17 protein-coding genes are annotated in these 14,131 nt (G+C 63.7%); 11 read left to right on the plus strand and 6 right to left on the minus strand.

What is annotated here, in order from left to right; translation table 11 throughout:
• Window positions 1–34: 34 nt before the first annotated feature.
• The 4 genes from AC1DEK_RS29435 (at window position 35) to AC1DEK_RS29450 (ending at window position 4,488) form a co-directional block, all read left to right on the plus strand.
• Window positions 35–1,492: an efflux transporter outer membrane subunit gene (locus AC1DEK_RS29435; protein WP_478128861.1), complete on the plus strand. Its 1,458-nt coding sequence runs from the start codon at window positions 35–37 to the stop codon at window positions 1,490–1,492.
• Between the two features lie 158 nt (window positions 1,493–1,650).
• On the plus strand, window positions 1,651–3,096 hold the full coding sequence (locus AC1DEK_RS29440; RefSeq protein WP_478128862.1) for an NAD-dependent succinate-semialdehyde dehydrogenase: 1,446 nt from the start codon (window positions 1,651–1,653) through the stop codon (window positions 3,094–3,096).
• 108 nt (window positions 3,097–3,204) lie between these two features.
• Entirely contained in the window at window positions 3,205–4,068 is an 864-nt protein-coding gene (locus tag AC1DEK_RS29445; RefSeq protein ID WP_478128863.1) for a hypothetical protein, read from the plus strand.
• Between the two features lie 84 nt (window positions 4,069–4,152).
• Window positions 4,153–4,488, plus strand: a complete 336-nt coding sequence (locus AC1DEK_RS29450) for a hypothetical protein (protein ID WP_478128864.1) — start codon at window positions 4,153–4,155, stop codon at window positions 4,486–4,488.
• 20 nt (window positions 4,489–4,508) lie between these two features.
• Here the strand turns inward: AC1DEK_RS29450 and AC1DEK_RS29455 are convergent, their stop codons facing one another.
• Window positions 4,509–4,901 (minus strand): hypothetical protein, encoded by a 393-nt coding sequence (locus AC1DEK_RS29455; protein WP_478128865.1) that lies wholly within the window; start codon window positions 4,899–4,901, stop codon window positions 4,509–4,511.
• Window positions 4,902–5,288: 387 nt separating this feature from the next.
• Between AC1DEK_RS29455 and AC1DEK_RS29460 the strand changes: the two genes are divergently transcribed.
• From AC1DEK_RS29460 to AC1DEK_RS29475, 4 genes are read left to right on the plus strand one after another with little or no spacing between them, the layout of a single operon-like run.
• Window positions 5,289–5,690, plus strand: a complete 402-nt coding sequence (locus AC1DEK_RS29460; protein WP_478128866.1) for a hypothetical protein — start codon at window positions 5,289–5,291, stop codon at window positions 5,688–5,690.
• Between the two features lie 30 nt (window positions 5,691–5,720).
• Window positions 5,721–6,347 carry a hypothetical protein gene (locus tag AC1DEK_RS29465; RefSeq protein ID WP_478128867.1) on the plus strand — a complete coding sequence of 209 codons (627 nt, stop codon included), beginning with the start codon at window positions 5,721–5,723 and terminating at the stop codon, window positions 6,345–6,347.
• A 49-nt stretch (window positions 6,348–6,396) separates the two neighbouring features.
• The gene (locus AC1DEK_RS29470) at window positions 6,397–6,972 is read left to right on the plus strand and encodes a hypothetical protein (RefSeq protein ID WP_478128868.1); all 576 of its coding nucleotides are present in this window, start codon (window positions 6,397–6,399) and stop codon (window positions 6,970–6,972) included.
• Window positions 6,972–7,415 carry a glycine zipper 2TM domain-containing protein gene (locus tag AC1DEK_RS29475; protein ID WP_478128869.1) on the plus strand — a complete coding sequence of 148 codons (444 nt, stop codon included), beginning with the start codon at window positions 6,972–6,974 and terminating at the stop codon, window positions 7,413–7,415. The genes AC1DEK_RS29470 and AC1DEK_RS29475 overlap by 1 nt, the downstream gene beginning before the upstream one ends.
• A 46-nt stretch (window positions 7,416–7,461) precedes the next feature.
• Here the strand turns inward: AC1DEK_RS29475 and AC1DEK_RS29480 are convergent, their stop codons facing one another.
• Entirely contained in the window at window positions 7,462–8,187 is a 726-nt protein-coding gene (locus AC1DEK_RS29480) for a MarC family protein (protein WP_478128870.1), read from the minus strand.
• 28 nt (window positions 8,188–8,215) lie between these two features.
• Window positions 8,216–8,584 (minus strand): DUF1622 domain-containing protein, encoded by a 369-nt coding sequence (locus AC1DEK_RS29485; RefSeq protein WP_478128871.1) that lies wholly within the window; start codon window positions 8,582–8,584, stop codon window positions 8,216–8,218.
• 124 nt (window positions 8,585–8,708) lie between these two features.
• On the opposite strand from AC1DEK_RS29485, the gene AC1DEK_RS29490 reads away from it, so the two are divergent.
• The gene (locus AC1DEK_RS29490) at window positions 8,709–9,179 is read left to right on the plus strand and encodes a YidH family protein (protein ID WP_478128872.1); all 471 of its coding nucleotides are present in this window, start codon (window positions 8,709–8,711) and stop codon (window positions 9,177–9,179) included.
• 33 nt (window positions 9,180–9,212) lie between these two features.
• On the opposite strand, the gene AC1DEK_RS29495 is transcribed toward AC1DEK_RS29490, so the two are convergent.
• The 3 genes from AC1DEK_RS29495 to AC1DEK_RS29505 all read right to left on the minus strand — a co-directional run bounded on the left by AC1DEK_RS29495 (window position 9,213) and on the right by AC1DEK_RS29505 (window position 11,918).
• Window positions 9,213–10,145, minus strand: coding sequence for a formylglycine-generating enzyme family protein (locus tag AC1DEK_RS29495; RefSeq protein ID WP_478128873.1), 933 nt, complete (start codon window positions 10,143–10,145; stop codon window positions 9,213–9,215).
• 39 nt (window positions 10,146–10,184) lie between these two features.
• A complete protein-coding gene (locus AC1DEK_RS29500) occupies window positions 10,185–10,856 on the minus strand; it encodes a response regulator transcription factor (protein WP_478128874.1) in 672 nt (223 codons plus the stop codon).
• A gap of 165 nt (window positions 10,857–11,021) precedes the next feature.
• On the minus strand, window positions 11,022–11,918 hold the full coding sequence (locus AC1DEK_RS29505; protein ID WP_478128875.1) for an SMP-30/gluconolactonase/LRE family protein: 897 nt from the start codon (window positions 11,916–11,918) through the stop codon (window positions 11,022–11,024).
• A 54-nt stretch (window positions 11,919–11,972) separates the two neighbouring features.
• Here AC1DEK_RS29505 and AC1DEK_RS29510 point away from each other — a divergent pair, with 54 nt between their 5' ends.
• Together AC1DEK_RS29510 and AC1DEK_RS29515 are read left to right on the plus strand one after the other, a co-directional pair.
• A complete protein-coding gene (locus AC1DEK_RS29510) occupies window positions 11,973–12,362 on the plus strand; it encodes a YkvA family protein (protein ID WP_478128876.1) in 390 nt (129 codons plus the stop codon).
• A gap of 120 nt (window positions 12,363–12,482) precedes the next feature.
• Window positions 12,483–13,955 carry a DUF1254 domain-containing protein gene (locus tag AC1DEK_RS29515; RefSeq protein ID WP_478128877.1) on the plus strand — a complete coding sequence of 491 codons (1,473 nt, stop codon included), beginning with the start codon at window positions 12,483–12,485 and terminating at the stop codon, window positions 13,953–13,955.
• Window positions 13,956–14,131 lie beyond the last annotated feature (176 nt).

Here is a 14,131-nt window from a genome sequence, read left to right on the forward strand (position 1 = left end):
TCTCCCTGCTGAACATTCGAGCGAGGAAAGCCCCATGAAGACGTTTGCGCTGGCAGCGCTGGCTGCCCTCTCCGTTGTCGTCGCCGGCTGCACCGTCGGACCCAACTACGTTCGCCCTGAAGTGCAGGCACCCGCGGCATGGCGGATCGACTACCCGAAGGCCGCCGATGTTGCCAACACCAAATGGTGGGAGCAGTTCGGCGATCCGGTGCTCAACGAGTTGATCGAATCCGCGCTGCGGGGCAATCTCGACGTTCGTGTCGCCGCCGCGCGCGTGGACCAGTTCATCGGCACCCTTGGTTCGGCCAAGTCGCAAGCCTATCCGCAGCTTGCCTACAGTGGCGGCGCCAGCCGATCGCGTGCAAGCCGCGTGGGCCAGCCGCCGATACCGGAGCCCGCCGATCCCTATTTCTCGCTCTACCAGGCAGCGCTCGGTGCCACCTGGCAGGTCGATCTCTTCGGGCGGGTGCGGCGCCTGAGCGAAGCCGCCCAGGCGCAGGTCTATGCCAGCGAGCAGGCACAGCGCGGCGTTGTCCTCACGCTCGTGACGGGTGTCGCGACCAGCTACTTCGCGCTGCGCGGCCTCGACCGCCAGCGCGAGATCGCCATGGCGACGGCCGGCAATTTTGGCGAAACGGCGCGCATCTTCGATCTTCGCTTCAAGTCCGGCATCGTGTCGAAGACCGAAGTCTCGCAGGTGCGCTCGCAGTACCAGCAGGCGCTGGCGTCGATCCCCGTCATCGAACAGCAGATCGCGGCGGTCGAGGGCCGCATCTCGATCTTGCTCGGGCGTGATCCGGGTCCGATTCCGCGCGGCAAGACCATCGACGAACTCGCGGCGCCGCTCATCCCGGCCGACCTCCCATCGGCATTGCTCGAACGCCGGCCGGACATCCTTGCGGCCGAGCAAAACCTCGTGGCCGCGAACGCCAGCATCGGCGCGGCGCGGGCGCTTTATTACCCGACCATTTCGCTGACGGGCGCGTTCGGCTCGACCAGCACCGCCGCCGGCAGCTTCCTCACAGGCCCTGCGACCGCGTGGCAAGCGGCGGCGGGGGTGGCCGGTCCGATCTTCACTTTCGGCGCCATCCAGGGGCAGGTGCAATCGGCCGAAGCGCAGAAGACGCAGGCTGAGTTGGTTTATCAGTCCGCCATCCTCAATGCCTTCCGCGACACCAATGACGCGCTCATCGGCACGCAGAAGACGATCGAAGGCGTAGGCTTCCAGCGCGAGCGCGTGGTTCAACTGCGTGAGTTCGCCCGGCTCTCGAGACTCAAATTCGAAAGCGGCCTCATCGGCTACCTTGAAGTGCTCGTTGCCGACACCGAACTCTTTGCGGCCGAACTCACGCTCGCATCGTTGACGACCGACCGCTACACGCAGGTGGTGAACGTCTACCAGGCGATGGGCGGCGGCTGGGTCGACATCGCGGATTCGATGACGCCGCGGCCGGTCGGGATGGTCGAGGCCAAGGACAAGAAGCAGCCTTGAAGGATGCCGCCCCCAGTGCCCATGCCGCACGGACTGGCTTCAAAGGGCGCTAGGATCGGTGCTGCGCCCATGCCCATCCGGCACACGGCCTTCGTCGCATTCGTCCTGCACGAATCGACACACCCCTCTTTCCTCTTTCACGGATTCAAGGACCCAGCATGACCACTTCCAGCTATCCCGACACGCGCCTGCTCATCGACAACGAGTGGTGCGACGCCGCCAGCGGCAAGACTCTGAACGTCGTCAATCCTGCAACCGGCAAGACCATCGGCAAGGTCGCCCATGCGGGCATCGCCGACCTGGATCGTGCGCTCGACTCGGCGCAGCGCGGCTTCGAAGCCTGGCGCAAGATCCCGGCGAACGAGCGGGCGGCCACCATGCGCAAGGCAGCCGCGCTGGTGCGCGAACGCGCCGCCGACATCGCCCGCGTGCTCACGCAAGAGCAGGGCAAGCCCTTCGTCGAAGCCCGCGGTGAAGTGCTCGCCGGCGCCGACATCATCGAGTGGTTCGCGGACGAAGGCCGGCGTGTCTATGGCCGCATCGTGCCCTCGCGCAACCTCGCCGCACAGCAGCTGGTGATCAAGGAGCCGATCGGCCCGGTCGCCGCCTTCACGCCCTGGAATTTCCCGATCAACCAGATCGTTCGCAAGCTGGGCGCGGCACTGGCCAGTGGCTGTTCGTTCCTGGTCAAGGCGCCTGAAGAAACGCCTGCGTCACCCGCTGCGCTGCTGCAGGCTTTCGTCGATGCCGGCGTGCCCAAGGGCACCGTCGGGCTGGTGTTCGGCGATCCGGCGGAGATTTCGAGCTATCTCATTCCGCATCCGATCATCCGCAAGGTGACCTTCACGGGTTCGACCCCGGTGGGCAAGCAGCTTGCAGCGCTGGCTGGCGCGCACATGAAGCGCGCCACGATGGAACTGGGCGGACATGCGCCGGTGATCGTGGCCGAAGACGCCGATGTGGTGCTGGCGGTCAAGTCCGCGGGTGCCGCGAAGTTCCGCAACGCCGGGCAGGTCTGCATCTCGCCGACCCGCTTCCTGGTGCACAACAGCATCCGCGATGAATTCGCTCAAGCGATGGTCAAGCACGCCGAGGGCCTGAAGCTGGGCGACGGCCTCGCCGAAGGCACCACGCTCGGCCCGCTGGCCAACGCCCGTCGCCTGACCGCGATGGCCAAGGTGATCGACGACGCACGCGCGACCGGCGCCAAGGTCGCAACCGGCGGCGAGCGCGTCGGCTCGGAGGGCAACTTCTTCGCGCCCACGGTGCTGACCGATGTTTCGCTGACGTCGGACGTGTTCAACAACGAGCCTTTCGGCCCCATCGCGGCCATCCGCGGCTTCGACACGATCGAAGAGGCGATCACCGAAGCCAACCGCCTGCCTTACGGCCTGGCCGGCTACGCCTTCACAAGGTCGATCAAGAACGCGCACCTGTTGTCGCAGCGGCTCGAACTCGGCATGCTGTGGATCAACCAGCCGGCGGCGCCCACGCCTGAAATGCCTTTTGGCGGCGTGAAGGATTCGGGCTATGGTTCGGAAGGTGGACCCGAAGCCATGGAAGGCTACCTGGTGACCAAGGCCGTGTCGATCATGGCGGTATAACCCGACGGGACGGGCAAGCTGCGCTTTGCGCGGCGCGCAGCTTGCCGCTCCGTCAGCAGGGTCACCTGCAAGCCGAGCTCCCGCCGCGCGGAAAGAATGCGATTCATCATGAAGCACTCGATGTTCCGCCGATTGGCGCTCTGGCTTTTCATTCTTTTCCTGCCGGCCGTCGCGCTGGCCCAAAGACAGCTCGGCAGCGCCGAAGCCCTCCAGGCGAAATACGGCGCGGTCCAATCCCAGCTCACGCAGAACGTCTTCGGACGGCCATTGGTGCTCGAATCCGCAGAGTCCTCAGGCCAGTTGAGCGGCAACATCTTTGCGGTACTGAACCACCCCTTCAGCGAGGTGAGCACTCAGTTGAGCCAGCCGGGCGTCTGGTGCGAAGTGCTCATGCTCCACCTGAACACCAAGGGCTGCACGGTGAGTTCGAAGAGCGACATAAAAACTGTGACGGTCTTTGCCGGCCGCAAGTTCGACCAACCCCTGTCCGAGGCCCAGCGCATCGATTTCGTCTGGCAACCCGCCACGGTCGGAGCGGACTATCTCAGTGTCGGCCTCGGCGCAGACAAGGGGCCGCTGTCGACCCGCGACTACCGGATCGAGCTCGAGGCCACGCCGACGCCGGACGGCAAGACATTCATGCATCTCGGCTACTCGTATGGCTACGGCACCGCGGCGCGCATCGCCATGCAGGGCTATCTCAAGACGATCGGCAGCGACAAGGTCGGCTTCACCTCCACCGGCAAGGACGCCTACGTGGGCGGCGTGCTCGGCGTGGTGGAGCGCAACACCATGCGCTACTACCTCGCGATCGATGCCTTCATGGAACATCCGACCCGGGCGCAATTGCAGGATCGGCTCGCCCTCTGGTTCGACAGCACCGAGCGCTACGCCCGGCAGCTTCACGAAGTCGAACGGGACGATTACCTCGCCATGAAGCGCAATGAATACAAACGAATGAGTTCGCAATAGCGCGTGAAAACCCCGACTAACACCCTTGCGTAAGATTCAGATACACATGTATCGTCTTGTGTCTGAAAAAAGCAGGGTGTTGTCATGGACCTCGAATTCCATCTCCAGAAGATTTCGGCGCTCAGCCCCATGGCGGCAAAGATTGCCTTGCGAACGTTGGATCGCGATCCGCGCTTCCCCACCGACTGGGTCATGGCGTTGCGGCCGGCGCTCGTCGATCGAAGCGGGGAAGCTCCGTCTTTCGGCGGTACGGACTGGATGACCATCGCTGCGATCGAACGTCCCGCCATCCGGCGCTTTGCAGAGCGATTTGAAAGCCGCGAACAACGCCACGCGCGGCTCTGGGTGCTGAGCTTGCGCAGCGCATCCAAGCGGCATGACCGGGCAGAGCCTGACGCGAGCGTCTACGGCGAGCTGTAGCGGCCGAACCGATCCACGATCTACTTACCCACGGCCTTGCGTGCTCTTGAAGTCCTGATGACTTCGCTGCGGCTTTTCTGAAGATCGGCCAACTGCTTCAACTGGGCCGGGCAGTCCGCTTGTGCCGCGACCAGCACGAACGGGCTGCGCCGCAGGGCGGTGACTGTCTTTTCCACGTCGGCTGGCGGGCGGTTCCTGTTGACCAGCCCCGCAGCAACCGCGGCCCTCGACTGGTTGTAGAAGGTTTTCTCGAACGCCGGGGTGCCGCAGCGTGCGGCAATCACCCGATAGTCAGCTTCTTGTTGTTCTGCCGGTACGGGCACGGAAATCGGCTGGGCGTGCACCGTCATCGGAACGATGATGGCGACCGCCGTCGCCGCGACGATGGACTCGATGTCGAAACGCGTTTTCACCCGGGCCTCCCTGATTGCCTGTGATGTGTGTCGATGCTCGCTTCATCCTAATGCGGGGCTTGCGGGAGACGCCATCCCCCAAGCGAACTATTGCGAGATGTGCGTGCGTCTGTTGTGAATGCGTGACGCTCTGCGCATTGCCCCAAGGGGCAATGACTCTTGCCCCTTCGGTCTATTTCCAGCTTCCGCGGGCGCCCGTCAAGATGAGGCGCGTGGCTGCGGCGAAGCACGACGGCCGCCGGACGGAGCTATGCCCCAATGGATTTTGTTGCCGGGCCGAGCTACAACGTCATCCAGCCTGCAATGCCTCGAAGGGGTTCGCGCGCTGCCGGGTGAGGTTCACCCGGGTGAAATTCGTTTTCTCAAATAAGGACAAGGAGGACCACCATGCAAGGTATCCACACATTGAGGCTTCTGGCGATTGCCGCGGTCCTGCTGGCGACGACCGTCGCCGGAGCGCAGCCGCTGCAGCGCTACAACGCCATCCGTGACACACCGATCACGAGATTCAAGCAGGCCGACATCGACCTGATGACGAAAACCATCGACGGCGCGCTCGAGAGCGGAAAGGACGGCGCCACCGTGACATGGGCGAGCCCCGGCACGCAAAACAGCGGCAGCGTTACGCCTGCGGAAGACCCCAAGGGGCGCCCGGGGTGCAGGATGGCACGCATCGAAAACAAGGCCGGATCGCTGCAGAACGCCGGGGACTACATCTTTTGCAGGAACAAGAACAAGGGCGACAGGGCGGTGCCTTGGCAGTTGGTCAGCCCGTGGTCGCCCAGCTAGGTTCTTTCCGATGCACCCGGACTCCTCTTCATGAACAAGCGCATTTTCGGCATGGCGATGGCGACTGTGTTGGCGACGACCCTGGCGCTTCCGGCATGGTCGCAGGACAAGCCGGCGGTGCCGGCGTCCGGCCAGGAAGAGGTCGTGATTGGAAGGGAGCCCGGCGAGGCGCAGGCGGTTGCGGGGCGTGTGCGCGTTCGCACGGCCACCATCCTCGCCATCGATCCGGCCACGCGCGACATCACGCTGTCGCGCCCCGATGGCCCGGACACCGTCATCCACGCCAGCGAAGCCGTGAAGAACTTCGATCAACTCAAAGTCGGCGATCGCGTGACTCTGAAGCAAGGCGAGGCACTCTTGCTCGGCCTTCGAAAGACGACCGGTGGGATCCGCGAGCGTACCGATTGGCTCCAGGTGCACGTGGCACAACCCGGCGACCGGCCCGGTGTCGTGGTGAAGCACAGGATCCAGGCCGTTGCGAACGTGACCGCCATCGACCGAAAGGCCGGGAAGCTCACGCTCCGTGGCGTGAGGGAAATCCGCAAGTTCGACGTCAACGACCCGAAGCTTCTCGCCTCTCTCAAGGTGGGCGACCAGGTGGAAGCGACGCTGCTCCAGGGCGAAGCGCTGGTCGTACAGCCGGCGAGCGCGCCATGACGAATACCTTTAGCCTGAATACCTTGCACACCTTTCGAGAAAGCCACTCATGAGCCTGCGAACAGTCTTGCTGCTGCGGGGCGCTGTGAGCGTGCTCTTCGCCGCGTACCTGATGTCGATGTCCCCGGCCGGCCCTCAGGCAGGCGGCCAGTACGGCCACAACGGCTACTTCGCGTTGCTCGACGGCGTGCTGGGCCTCGTGCTCTGGTTCGCGCTGTCGAAGCATCCGGCGGCGCGATGGCTGTCCGGGCTCGCGTTGGCGGACGGTGCCTTGCGGCTCGCCATCGGCGTGGTGACCTTCCTCGCTCCGAACATCCAGTCGCGAGTGCTTGGCGCCGTCGTCTACCTTGGCGCGATCGTCGTCGCATGCATCGCGCTCGGGATCGTCGGGCTGATCTATGTGTCGATGAACAGGCGGAGGCTGACCGGCGGCCTTCGCATCGGCGCACTGCCGGCGATCATTGCAAGTGCATGCACTTTGCTCTTCGGGATCGCGCTGGTGCTTGGTTTTTCCACGGACGACGGCCGACGTTCGCTCGTGGCGGTGTTGACGCTGGCGCTGGGTGTGACTTACCTTGTCGCCGGTATTCGTGCGAAGCCTCTATCCACTCAAGGAGCAATCTGATGACCAAACTCTTCTCTCGTATCGGCGCCGTCGTGCTGACGCTGTTGATGGCCGCCTGCGCGGCGCCCGGATCCCAGGCCCCGGGGTCCATGGAGGTGCGCCAGGGGGTGATCGAACAGATCACGCCGACGGACCTGCAGAGTCCGCAGCACACGGGCGTGGGCGCGGTGGTTGGCGGTCTCACGGGTGTGGGCCTCGGCAGCCTCATCGGCGGAGGAACAGGTCGGGATGTGGCGATGGTCGCCGGTGCCATCGGCGGCGCATTCGCGGGCTCGGAGGTCGCGAAGCGCTACGACCGGCCGCAGCCAGGCCAGCAGATCGTCGTGCGGATCAGGAACGGCGTTCTGGTGTCCGTGAGCCAGCCGATCAATCCGTCCTTGCGCGTGGGCCAGCAGGTCTACATTGAAGGCAGCGGCGAGAACGCTCGCGTATTGCCGCGCTGAGTTCCAGGCGCCCGATCGCCGCGCTGCGGCCCTGTGGCGGCCGCATTCACGAAGCGGCTCCCACCAGGCCGAGCACGCGCAAGGCGCCCAGCATGATCGTGATCGAAAGCGCCACCTGCATGACGCCGAGGACCGCGGCAAGCACCTGCAAAACACCCACCACCGCGGGCCGCATGATCTCGCGCACGAAGATCATCCCGAGCAGGTTCAGCAGCATCACGAGCACCAGCATCGCCATCGTCAGCTCTGTGCGCTCGGCATCACCGCTCATCGAAAGCAGCAGGATCACGGCGGCAACGCCATAGGGCGTCACCAGCATCGGGAATGCGATCTTCATCGCGTCGGGCTGGACCGGCACTGCATCGGCGGGTGGGTGAACCTGCACCTCATACTGTGCCAATACGCCCTGGAGCGCGACCACAAAAAATATCAGGCCCCCGGTAAGTTGGAGCGCACCGGGCGGCACCATCCAGTTCGCGGCGAGCCAGCGACCGACAAAGCCTCCCCCGGTCAGCGCGACGATGCCGATGAGCGCGGCCTTCAATGCCAGTGCGCGCAAAGCCTTTGTACCCAGATTGCGCGTGGACCGCGCGAATGGCCCCAGCAGCTTGAGCGGCCCGAGCGTAATGAAGAACACGGTGAAGAGTTGAGCGGTATCGAGCGCGTAGCTTCCGCCGGCGGCGGACGCGGCGAGGGCCGTCAGAGGCAGCACAAGGCAAGCACCTGCGATGGCGGTGCAGCGAATGAAAGTGTGCAATCCGTTTTTGATCATGGGGCGTGCTGCGTTGGCTTGGCGGACGTCATCGCGTCTTGTTCAATTCGGCGTTCTCGCGGGCGATCCTTCGAGCTGACTCGAGATCGCGTCCCAGGAAAAAGCCGAGCAAGGTCCGGATGGCTGCGATGGCGCCCAGGCGGCCGAGTTCGTCCCAACTGGGCGACACCACGGTCGCGGCGAGGTCCGCCGCGAGGAGAAACTCCAGGCCCACCATGATCCAGCGCGAGAGGCCCTGCCACACATCCAGCGCGACATCGGCGGGCGGACGGCGCGCGAGAAGACCTGCAATCAGGTTCTTCAGCGCCAGCAGCGCGCCGAGCGCGAGCAGAACGAGCGTCGCGGCTTCGAAGAACTGCGACAGCGCGCGCGCCAGAGTGTGTAGCACTTCGTCCATGTGATTGAGGCTGCCCTGATCTTGTTTGCGATGTCAAATGCCGGAGCGGCGGATTTGACGCTGTGACTACGCGCCTTTAGGATTCTCGACTCTCCAACAACGAGCATCTTGTGCTCCTTTGCGAATGACCGGAGACTCCATCGAGCGCAAGAAGGGAATGACTGCCGAGGAGATCTCCGTCGAGTTGTCTTCGCGCCGCACGGGGATGTCCTTCCAGCGGACCCGGATGAGTGCGGACCGAACGCTGATGTCGGTCATTCGAACCGCGCTGTCCCTGATCGGCTTTGGATTCACCGTCTTCCAGGTGTTCCAGAAGCTCAACGAGTCGCAGCTGTTGAAGAGCGGCGAGTTTCCTCGGCAATTCGGCGAGGCGCTCGTGCTCATCGGCATCGCGATGCTGATTTCCGGCATCACCTATCACTCCAGCTTCATGCTTCAACTGCGCAGGGAGCGTGCGGCCTTGAAGGCGCAGGGCCTTATTCATGGAGAAAGCGGCTTCCCGCATTCGTTCACGCTCCTGGTGGCCGTCCTGCTGCTGGCGCTGGGATGCTTCGTGATCGTGAGCATGATCTTTCATGTGGGGCCGTTCGGCTGATCCCCTGAACGCAGCCACGCCGGCCGTCAAGATCTACGCCCCGCGCACGATGCACCGAAACCCGAGGTGACTTGTCGAGGTGTCGATCGGCTGGGGCATGCGCGCGGCCGGCCGATAGCGGCGGCAGTAGTTCGGCGCGCACAGGTGCGAGCCTCCCTTCATCACGCGTCGAGGGATGCGCACCTGCGGCGTGCGCGGATCGAAGCTGTCGTCCTTGTTGCCGCCGCGCGGGTTCTCCAGCGTGCAGCAGGCATGCGTGATCTTTCCGTGTTCCTGGTACCAATCGGTGGTCCATTCCCAGACGTTGCCGGCCATCTCGTAGAGCCCATAGCCATTGGGCGGGAACGAGCCGACGGGTGCCGTGCCCTCGAACCCGTCTTCGAGCAGGTTCTGCCAGGGGAATTCGCCTTGCCAGGTGTTGGCCATGGATTTGCCGTCGGGCGTGAGCTCGTCGCCCCAGCAATATTCCTTGCCTTCGAGGCCGCCGCGGGCGGCGTACTCCCATTCGGCTTCGGTGGGGAGCTCCTTGCCAGCCCACTTGGCATAGGCCTCGGCGTCCTCGAACCCCACGTGCACGACCGGATGCGCCCACAAGCCTTGCAGCGAACTGCCGGGTCCGCGTGGATGTCGCCAGTTGGCGCCCGCCTGATAGGTCCACCAGTTGTGCGGATTGCGGAGGTCGACCGGCCCTGGTGTCTTGCGGAAGACGACGGAGGAGGGTACGAGCATCGCCGGGTCGGCGCCGGGGTAGTCGTCCGGGTTCGCCGGGCGCTCGGCGAGCGTGACGTGGCCCGTGGCCTCGACAAAGCGCTTGAACTCGGCGTTGGTGACGGTGTGGGTGTCGATCCAGAAGCCCTTGACTGAGACCTTGTGCGCAGGAGCCTCTTCCGGGTAGTGGTGGTCCGACCCCATGAGGAAGGCCCCATCGGGAATCCAGGCCATGCCTGCGCGAGAGGGTTTGTTCACGATGGCTGTGATGGGTAGTGGGTGATGGGTGGCGGGGTATCAGGCGCCGACACGGCCAAGCTCGCCGGCGGTTGCGCCCAGTTGACCAGCGGCGCGCACGAGATCGGCCAGCGAAGTCACTTCCATTTTTTCCATGACGTGCGCGCGGTGGGCCTTGACCGTGCGCTCCGCCGCACCGAGTTCAGCGCCGATCTGCTTGTTGAGGGCGCCATTGACCACCATGTCGAGCACTTGCCGTTCACGGGGGCTGAGTCGCGAGTAGCGATTCTGCAGATCGTTGAGGCGACGCCGGGCCCGGCGTCGGGTGGCATCTTCGGCGATGGCCTTGTTCACTGCCGCCAGCAGCGCTTCGCCGTCAACCGGCTTGAAAAGAAAATCAGATGCGCCGGCTTTCATGGCGCGCAGGGTTTCGTGCACGGTGGCCTCGGCCGTCGCAAAAATCACGGGCAGCGGCTCCGGCTGCGTGGCGATCATTTCCTGGAGGTCCAGGCCGGTGGGGCCGGGCATGTGGATGTCGAGCACCAGGCATCCTGGCGCGGAGCCAATGCCTTCGAGCAGCATCGCGCCGACCGAGTTGTATTCCGCGACGCGGTGTCCGGCTGCGCGAAAGAGGCGCTGGACGGCGCGCCGGAAGGACGCGTCGTCATCAATCAAGCGGACGATCGGTGTTTCGTCCACGGGGTTCGGATTCAGGTCGGTCAGATCACTCATTCCACATCTCCAGGGCCACTGTCTGCCGGTGGCTATTAAGGTTTTGGGTGATTCGGCTGGAACCGAGGTGCATTGAACACGCAGCCCAAGTGCATGGCAACCTGCCCTTTGGTGTAAGGGGCTTGAAAATTAACGCCTTTGTTTTAAGAATGGAGGTTTTTTTCTTCAGCCCCGAAACGCGAATGCTGGCGATCCGGCGACGTCCAGGCGAACGGAGAAGAGGCCGCCCGCCTCGGGCTCGGCTTCTCGCTGGGCAGGAGTGAGTTCGCTGGTGGCGCTGGTGATGAAGAGAATGTCCAGGTCAGGTCCGCCGAATGCGCAGTTGGTGATGTGGCTCGTTGGCAGTGCGATGCGGCAGAGTTCCTCGGCATTCGACGGGTCGTGGCAGGTGACACAGGCGCCGCCCCAATGCGCGATCCAGAGTCTGCCGGCGGCATCGGTGGTCATGCCGTCCGGATAGCCGTCACCTCGACCAAAGCGATGCCATTCGCGTTTGTTGGAGAGGGTGCCGCTGGCCGGCTCGAAGTCGTAGGCGTAGATGCGGGCGGTGACGGTGTCGTTGAAGTACATCGTTTTCCCGTCGGCCGACCACGTAGGACCATTGGTGACGGCGAAGCCTTCGTCATGCCTGGTGCAATTTCCGTCGGGATCGAAGCGGTAGAGCGAGCCTGTCGGCGCCTTGCAGGCGAAGTCCATCGTGCCACCCCAGAACCTGCCTTGCGAATCGCATTTGCCGTCGTTGAATCGGTTGTTCTCGAGTTCGGGCTCGGGCTGATGGAGGTACTCGGGCTTTGCGTCCGGCGCAGCGGGGTCGAAGAAGGCGAAGCCTCTGCGCAAGGTGACGATCAAGCCGGGTGCTGTCGCGCGTTCGGCGATGGCGGAGATCTCTTCGTCGAACTGCCAGATGGCGCGGGCATTCGTGACGGGGTCCAAGCGAAAGAGGCGGTGTCCGAGAATGTCTACCCAATAGAGCGCTTGCTCTTTTTGGGACCAGAGGGTGCCTTCGCCTAACGTGGCGCCGGCGGGCCAGATGCAGGTTGGGTCTTGCAGGATGGTTGGCATTTGGTTTCCTTGACTTGCCGCGGGATGGTAGCCAACGCTGGCATGCTTGCGCTCATGAGCATCGGCAGCAACTTGAAGAGCTGGGCCAAGCGAATCAAACGCGACGCAGTGACGCTTTGGTTCGCAGCCAAAAATCCTCGCACGCCTTGGTATGCGAAGGCATTGGGCATGTTCGTCGTGGCCTACGCGCTGAGCCCCATCGACCTGATTCCAGACTTTATTCCTGTGCTGGGCTATGTCGACGATGTCCTGCTGCTCCCTGTTCTGATCTGGTTGACCATCAAACTGCTACCGTCTGAAGTCCTGGCGGAATGTCGCACCCAGGCAGAAGAGTGGATGCAAACGAAGGGCGCCAAACCAAGCAGCCGGGCCGGCGCGCTCCTCGTCGTCGTCCTGTGGCTGGCCGTGGGCGTAGCGGTTTGGCTTTGGCTTGAGCCGCATTGACCTCCCCGGTCGTCTACTGCCCTTTAGGGAAGTTGTTGGCCGCCGACTTTCCCTTCATCATGAGCTGATCGTCCGTCCCTGACCGGTGGCGCACGGCTCAACACAATTTGGAGGACAGTGATGGCGAAGTGCGGTTTCGAGTCAATTCTCACTTGTGCCGTCGCGGCGGCCTTTTTGCTGGCTGGCTGCGCCAGCAAGAACGATCCGGTGTCGCAAGGCGCAAAGGCCGATGCAGCTGCCGGCATCCCGGCCCCCAGCCTCGCTGAGACCAAGGCCATTGCCGAGGAAGCTTTCATCTACGGGCTGCCGATCGTGATGAACTACGCGGTGATGAACGAGTACGCCGTGGACAAGGGCGGCCCGCAGTTCAAGGCCCCGTTCAACCAGATCAAGAACGAACCGCGCGTCTTCACCTATGAGGACACCGCTGTCATCACGCCCAACAGCGACACACCCTATTCCACGGTCTGGCTTGACCTGCGGGCCGAGCCGATGGTTCTTACCGTCCCTGCGGTTGACAAGAGGCGCTATTACTCGGTGATGCTCAACGATGGCAACACCTACAACTACGGCTACATCGGCAGCCGGGCCACCGGCTCTGGGCCCGGCAGCTACATGGTGGTCGGACCCGACTGGAAGGGCGCCACGCCGCCGGGCATCAAGAAGGTATTTACTTCGACCACACCCTTCACGCTGGCTGCATACAGGACGCAGCTTTTCGATCAGAAGGACATGCCGAATGTTGTGAAGGTCCAAGCGGGCTACAAGGTGCAGCCGCTGTCCGCCTTCCTTGGGCAAACTGCGCCTCCACCTGCAGCGGCCATCAACTTCCTTCCCGCGACGACGAAGGGCATCAAGGCGAACTACTTCGAGTACCTGGACGCGGCGCTCCAATACGTTCCCACCACGGCGGAAGACAAGGACGTGCGCGCACGCATCGCGCGCATCGGCATCGGCCCGGGCAAGACTTTCCAGTTCAAGGACCTGTCGCTGGAGCACAAGGCCGCTGTCGGCCTCGGCATGAAGGAAGGCGACGCGAAAATCGACAAGTTCCTGGCGAGCGGGCAAAAGGATGTGAACGGGTGGAACATCGGATCGCTCTTCGGCGATCGCAACTTCTACAAGGGCGATTGGCTGAAGCGTGCTGCGGCTGCCAAGGGGGGCATCTATGGAAACGATGCGGTGGAAGCTGTCTATCCATTCACCCGCGTCGATGAGAAGGGCGAGCCGCTCGACGGTAGCAAGCACCGCTACGCGATCACGTTCCCGGCCGGACAGTTGCCGCCGGTCGATGCGTTCTGGTCAGTGACGATGTATGACGCCAACACTCAATTGCTGATCAAGAATCCGATCAACCGGTATCTCATCAACTCGCCGATGCTGCCTGGCATGAAGCGCAACCCAGACGGTTCGGTGACCCTCCATGTGCAGAAGGACTCGCCGGGCAAGGCGCTGGAATCCAACTGGCTGCCTGCTCCGGACGGTCCGATCTATCTGGTGATGCGGCTGTATTGGCCCAAGGAAACGCCGCCGTCTGTGTTGCCACCGGGCGGTGGAAGCTGGAAGCCGCCGGGGATCGTGGCTTTGAAGTAGCGGATTGGGGGTTTGCCCTTTTGTTGGGGCCGCCCGGTATGCGGTGCGGGCTGTGCGACCCCGCTGCGCCGGCCCTTCGGGCTTCCCTGCAGTGCTCGACTCAGGCGGGGTCCGCGTGAAACTCGCTGCGCTCAGACACACGCGGCCCTGATCCGCCTGAGTCTGCGCGCTTCGGC

This window comes from Variovorax sp. 10N420, from assembly GCF_056394705.1.

Excerpts from the sequence above, each read along its gene's own strand:
- AC1DEK_RS29435 (WP_478128861.1), top strand. The coding sequence starts at position 35 with ATGAAGACGTTTGCGCTGGCAGCGCTGGCTGCCCTCTCCGTTGTCGTC.
- AC1DEK_RS29440 (WP_478128862.1), top strand. The coding sequence starts at position 1,651 with ATGACCACTTCCAGCTATCCCGACACGCGCCTGCTCATCGACAACGAG.
- AC1DEK_RS29445 (WP_478128863.1), top strand. The coding sequence starts at position 3,205 with ATGAAGCACTCGATGTTCCGCCGATTGGCGCTCTGGCTTTTCATTCTT.
- AC1DEK_RS29450 (WP_478128864.1), top strand. The coding sequence starts at position 4,153 with ATGGACCTCGAATTCCATCTCCAGAAGATTTCGGCGCTCAGCCCCATG.
- AC1DEK_RS29460 (WP_478128866.1), top strand. The coding sequence starts at position 5,289 with ATGCAAGGTATCCACACATTGAGGCTTCTGGCGATTGCCGCGGTCCTG.
- AC1DEK_RS29465 (WP_478128867.1), top strand. The coding sequence starts at position 5,721 with ATGAACAAGCGCATTTTCGGCATGGCGATGGCGACTGTGTTGGCGACG.
- AC1DEK_RS29470 (WP_478128868.1), top strand. The coding sequence starts at position 6,397 with ATGAGCCTGCGAACAGTCTTGCTGCTGCGGGGCGCTGTGAGCGTGCTC.
- AC1DEK_RS29475 (WP_478128869.1), top strand. The coding sequence starts at position 6,972 with ATGACCAAACTCTTCTCTCGTATCGGCGCCGTCGTGCTGACGCTGTTG.
- AC1DEK_RS29480 (WP_478128870.1), bottom strand. The coding sequence starts at position 8,187 with ATGATCAAAAACGGATTGCACACTTTCATTCGCTGCACCGCCATCGCA.
- AC1DEK_RS29485 (WP_478128871.1), bottom strand. The coding sequence starts at position 8,584 with ATGGACGAAGTGCTACACACTCTGGCGCGCGCGCTGTCGCAGTTCTTC.
- AC1DEK_RS29490 (WP_478128872.1), top strand. The coding sequence starts at position 8,709 with ATGACCGGAGACTCCATCGAGCGCAAGAAGGGAATGACTGCCGAGGAG.
- AC1DEK_RS29500 (WP_478128874.1), bottom strand. The coding sequence starts at position 10,856 with ATGAGTGATCTGACCGACCTGAATCCGAACCCCGTGGACGAAACACCG.
- AC1DEK_RS29505 (WP_478128875.1), bottom strand. The coding sequence starts at position 11,918 with ATGCCAACCATCCTGCAAGACCCAACCTGCATCTGGCCCGCCGGCGCC.
- AC1DEK_RS29510 (WP_478128876.1), top strand. The coding sequence starts at position 11,973 with ATGAGCATCGGCAGCAACTTGAAGAGCTGGGCCAAGCGAATCAAACGC.
- AC1DEK_RS29515 (WP_478128877.1), top strand. The coding sequence starts at position 12,483 with ATGGCGAAGTGCGGTTTCGAGTCAATTCTCACTTGTGCCGTCGCGGCG.